The organism is Flavobacterium profundi, assembly GCF_006491645.1.
GTDB lineage: Bacteria > Bacteroidota > Bacteroidia > Flavobacteriales > Flavobacteriaceae > Flavobacterium > Flavobacterium profundi.
The window spans coordinates 1-4,531 of the sequence record NZ_VDCZ01000026.1; the positions used below are offsets into that span (position 1 = coordinate 1).

Below are 4,531 nucleotides of genomic sequence, written 5' to 3' on the forward strand. Positions count from 1 at the left end.
ATTGCTAGGCTTGGCTTTTGTTCGGAATTTTCTCCGAAAATTCCACAAGGAGTTTTGTACTTGTAAATTTTAGGCTAAATTTACGCAACTGCTACAAGCGGCAAACCGTTAGTGGCAAGGCTATGACGACACAACCCGTCAGACAAAATCGGGTTCTTTTTGACATTTTATATTTTAGCAGTTGCTTAAATAAACAAATAGACTACCTTTGTGCTATGGACAACAATTCTTGTATAAGACAACAAGCGGACATTAAACAAATAAACCGCTGTAAAGACCGAGTTTCAGAACTCAACGGCTCGTTTGACTATTTATCGAACGGACTTGAATTGGCAGGAAACAACGTAAGACTGAAAATTCTATTTCTGCTCTATGAAGAAAAACGACTTTGTGTTTGTGATATAAGCGACATTCTCGGTATGACAATTTCAGCAGTTTCACAACACTTGAGAAAACTCAAAGACAGAAAACTTATTGAAACCGAACGAGAAGCACAAACCATTTTTTACTCGTTGACAAAAGAGTATGAAAAAATGCTGAAACCGTTTTTCAAAATACTTGACGAAAACAAAATATTAGAAACATTATGAAAACAGACAACAAACTAATCGGAGCAGGACTTTTAACAGCAATTGCAGCTTCATTGTGTTGCATTACACCTGTCTTGGCTCTCATTGCAGGAACAAGCGGACTTGCTTCTACTTTTTCTTGGCTCGAACCTTTCAGACCGTATTTTATCGGTTTGACAATTTTGGTTCTTGGTTTTGCTTGGTATCAAAAGTTGAAACCTAAAAAGCAAATTGACTGCAACTGTGAGACAGAAGAAAAACCAAAATTCATTCAGTCAAAAATGTTTTTAGGAATTGTAACAGCATTTGCAATCGTTATGCTTGCCTTTCCATACTATTCAAGCATTTTCTACCCAAAGAAAGAAAAGCAAATCATAGTAGTGGACAAATCCAATATTCAAAAAGTAAAATTTACGATTAGCGGAATGACTTGTGCGAGTTGCGAAGAACACGTAAATCACGAAGTAAATAAATTGACAGGAATAATAAGTTCAAACGCTTCATATGAAAATGGAAATGCAATCATAGAATTTGACAACTCAAAAACAAATATTTCTGAAATCGAAAAAGCAATAAACTCAACAGGATATTCTGTAACCGACAAAAAAGAAAATTAAAATGGAAATCAAATTACAATCAACAATAACTTGCCCCAACTGCGGACATAAGAAAGAAGAAACAATGCCGACAGACGCTTGCCAATATTTTTACGAATGTGAAAAATGCAAACAAGTTCTAAAACCAAAACAAGGCGACTGCTGTGTTTATTGTAGCTACGGAAGTGTTGCTTGTCCACCAATTCAGCAGGACAAAAAATGTTGCTGACAGACGGAAAACAAAGAAGCCCAGCCACTAACAGCGGTTTGGCAAAAGTGGCGGTTCAGTGCTTCGTATGACAGTTTTTCGTAAATTTGAAGTGTGTGCTTCGTATGAACATTTGTGGTTAAATCGCCACCTTCGCCAAGCCGCAAAACGTTACAAGCAATATACATACGATGAGCATATTCGACATATTTAGAAGAAAAAAAATACAGCAGAACGTAATCGAAGAAAATGAAACTGGTGTTTATTTTCACGAAGACACTTTCAATCAAGTTGAATTTTTGCCTCGGGAAAATAAAGAATATCTGAAAAGTGAAAATCAGAAGATTGAAAACTTTTCTAGAGAAAATTTTGATGGACATGGATTCACAGATATTTATATAAGAGATGAAAGTCCCAAAACAATAGCTGACAAGAAAATAGATTTTGAAGAACTTGATAAAATTCTTTTAACACTAGGTCTTGAAAAGATAACAGAAGTTTATGAGGGTTATGGTTCGGGAAAATGGAAATGTGAAAATACTTTTGCTTATGTTTATGATAGTGCTCAAATTTTCGTTTCCTTAAAAGACAATTTAGTTCATGATTTTTGGGTTGACGGTTTTAGATTCCATAAAAATGATGAAACTAAAAACAAACTGAAAAGTGTATTATGGAAAATTGGCGATGAAATGAACTTACTATTAAACGATTGGGACTTAACAGTCGTAATTGATTTAAAAGACGAAAGTGAAATTGAAAAATATTTAAACGAAGAATTCTAAAAATACTGCTTGTAACAGCGGTTTGCTTCAATGGCTACTTCCGGATTTTCCTACGGAAAATCCGCAGCTGAATGGAATGTTTTGTTATATTTGTAATGGCTTGGTGTTGGATTTACGCCACTGAGAGCAAGCCGCGAAACGTTGGCAGAAATTAAAAAATAACATTACATGAAAAACATTATTTACATTATGATTATGATTTTAATTTCATTTAATATGAAAGCACAAATTAATACTGAAACTATTTCGGCAGATTTGGGTGATAACCCTATTCCCATTAATGCAGTTGAACAAATCCCATTGCCTGAATCCTGTAAAGATGTGGCTAAAAAATTTCAAATAGATTGTTTAATGGGAATGATTAATTCTCACATTAAAAGCAATTTAATTTATCCTGAGGATGCTAAAAAAATTAAAGCAGAATCAAGAGTTATAACCTCGTTTAATATTGATGAGAAAGGTAATATTATTAAGTTAGAAGTTTTTGCTGACAATAGAGAGCTTAAAAAAGTATTTGAAAATGAAGCAAAAAGGATAATTAATCTATTACCAAAATTCATACCCGGAATGGATAAAAATAAAATTGTAAGTGTTTCAATAGTAATTCCAATCGAATTTAAATTAAATGAGAATAATATTAATAAAAGTGAAACAAAATATACAAATACAAATACAAATACATATGAAGAAAAACCCTCATTTGAAGAAATTGATGAGACACCAATTCCCATTTCAGTTGTAGAGCAAATTCCATTATTTTCTTCATGTGAAAAAATCGAAAAAAGGGAGCAATTTAAATGCTTTGAAGAAGAAATAAAAAAACATATTGATAACAATTTAAAATATCCAAAAGAAGCAAAAAAAGAAAATCTTGAGCGAAAAGTACATGTGCTTTTTGATATTGACAAAGAAGGAGTTATTATTAATTTAATAGTTAAACCTTTGAAAAAAGATAAATTTGACACATTATTTGAAGAAGAAGCAAAAAGAATAATTAAAAAACTTCCTAAATTTATTCCAGGAAAACAGAGAAATAAGCCCGTAGTTGTAAGATATGTAGTTCCTATAATATTCAAAATAAAAAAATAACTTCTGCCAACCGCCGTTTGGCAATATGTCGGGATTTGGCTTGATTTGAAGTTGGTTTTGTACTTGTAAATTCAGTGTTTAACCGAATGGTTAGGCTTCCTTAATCCGCCACATCGCCAAGCGGCCAAACGTTGTAAGCAAGTTTAAAAATGAGTGCTAAAAAGAAAACCATTGTTGGAATCATATTATTATCAATTACCTTAATAATTGGTTTAATTTTTTATGGTTTATACTTAATGGCTGACGAAGATAAATATGGTGATTTAGTTTATGCTAAAGAGAAAGCCGAAGATGGCGATTTAATCTTGAAATGTAGCAAAGAGTATTTTAGTAATAAAGAATCTGAATTTGACGAAATTGGAATAATTGAAAAATCATTCGGAAAAGTTTATGTTTGGGATAATAAAAATACTTTAAAAAAATCTTTGTTTGATTGGTGTGAAAGACAAAACGCTCAGAAAGTAATAATTTTAAGACCAAAGAGAAAAGTGAAAACTGAAAAAATTCCGAAAATAGAAGGTAAATATAACTACTTATTAAACTCAACTGAATACGAAAAAATAACTGAAACTTTATAGAAAACCAGCTTACAACAGCGGTTTGCTTCAATGGCTACTTCCGGATTTTCCTACGGAAAATCCGCTGCTGAATAGAATGTTTTGTTATATTTGTAATGGCTTGGTGTTGGTGCAACGCCACTGAGAGCAAGCCGCAGAACGTTATACACCAGTGTTTTCCTGACGAGAACTTTTTGATTAAACTTCACTCCTATTTGCCAAGTTTGCGAAAACAGAAATGGAAATTTTGACTTGAAAAAGTTGCGCTGAAAATGTTACGTAAAAAGTTTGTGTCGAAAATAGAAACCCGAAAATATTTGCGGAAAATGTTGCCGAAAATCGCGACGGTTTAGAAGATAAATTACGAGCGAAGCTCGAATTTTTTTTTGAGAATAATGAAATATTTTCAGAAAAAGTAAAGTGGAAAAGAAACCGAATAGGAAATGGAAAATGTTTGCGTTGAATTGTTACGTGACATAGAAACTCAAAACACCGGTGTATAACAGCCGTTTCTCGCAATTGCGAAATTTACCGTAAGTTCAAGTTCATTTTCCGCAATAATTTTTATCTTAGCAGAAAGTACGCAGTTCCGCAGTTCGCAACTGACGAGAAGCGGCGGAACGTTATAGGGCATTTTAAAAGACGACAGTAACAGATGAAAATATTAGGACTGACAATATCATTTTTACTTCTTTTTACTTCATGTAAGGAGACAAAAAAAGAGACTTTT

General features: G+C 32.7%; 6 protein-coding genes. All 6 read left to right on the plus strand.

Annotated features, from left to right (window positions below):
- Positions 1–215 precede the first annotated feature (215 nt).
- The 6 genes from FHG05_RS18190 (at position 216) to FHG05_RS18215 (ending at position 3,822) form a co-directional block, all read left to right on the plus strand.
- Complete coding sequence (locus FHG05_RS18190) at positions 216–590, plus strand: ArsR/SmtB family transcription factor (protein ID WP_026728957.1); 375 nt, start codon at positions 216–218, stop codon at positions 588–590.
- The gene (gene merTP / locus FHG05_RS18195; RefSeq protein WP_035630394.1) at positions 587–1,186 is read left to right on the plus strand and encodes a mercuric transport protein MerTP; all 600 of its coding nucleotides are present in this window, start codon (positions 587–589) and stop codon (positions 1,184–1,186) included. The genes FHG05_RS18190 and merTP overlap by 4 nt, the downstream gene beginning before the upstream one ends.
- 1 nt (position 1,187) lies before the next feature.
- Positions 1,188–1,394, plus strand: coding sequence for a GDCCVxC domain-containing (seleno)protein (locus tag FHG05_RS18615; RefSeq protein WP_069796431.1), 207 nt, complete (start codon positions 1,188–1,190; stop codon positions 1,392–1,394).
- Between the two features lie 170 nt (positions 1,395–1,564).
- Positions 1,565–2,155, plus strand: a complete 591-nt coding sequence (locus tag FHG05_RS18205) for a hypothetical protein (RefSeq protein ID WP_140999553.1) — start codon at positions 1,565–1,567, stop codon at positions 2,153–2,155.
- A gap of 168 nt (positions 2,156–2,323) precedes the next feature.
- Complete coding sequence (locus FHG05_RS18210) at positions 2,324–3,244, plus strand: energy transducer TonB (protein ID WP_140999554.1); 921 nt, start codon at positions 2,324–2,326, stop codon at positions 3,242–3,244.
- A 149-nt stretch (positions 3,245–3,393) separates the two neighbouring features.
- The gene (locus FHG05_RS18215; RefSeq protein ID WP_140999555.1) at positions 3,394–3,822 is read left to right on the plus strand and encodes a hypothetical protein; all 429 of its coding nucleotides are present in this window, start codon (positions 3,394–3,396) and stop codon (positions 3,820–3,822) included.
- The last annotated feature ends 709 nt before the right edge of the window (positions 3,823–4,531 follow it).

What these genes read in the sequence shown, in the direction of transcription:
- FHG05_RS18615 (WP_069796431.1), top strand. Translation starts at nt 1,188, where the DNA reads ATGGAAATCAAATTACAATCAACAATAACTTGCCCCAACTGCGGACAT.
- FHG05_RS18210 (WP_140999554.1), top strand. Translation starts at nt 2,324, where the DNA reads ATGAAAAACATTATTTACATTATGATTATGATTTTAATTTCATTTAAT.
- merTP (WP_035630394.1), top strand. Translation starts at nt 587, where the DNA reads ATGAAAACAGACAACAAACTAATCGGAGCAGGACTTTTAACAGCAATT.
- FHG05_RS18215 (WP_140999555.1), top strand. Translation starts at nt 3,394, where the DNA reads ATGAGTGCTAAAAAGAAAACCATTGTTGGAATCATATTATTATCAATT.
- FHG05_RS18190 (WP_026728957.1), top strand. Translation starts at nt 216, where the DNA reads ATGGACAACAATTCTTGTATAAGACAACAAGCGGACATTAAACAAATA.
- FHG05_RS18205 (WP_140999553.1), top strand. Translation starts at nt 1,565, where the DNA reads ATGAGCATATTCGACATATTTAGAAGAAAAAAAATACAGCAGAACGTA.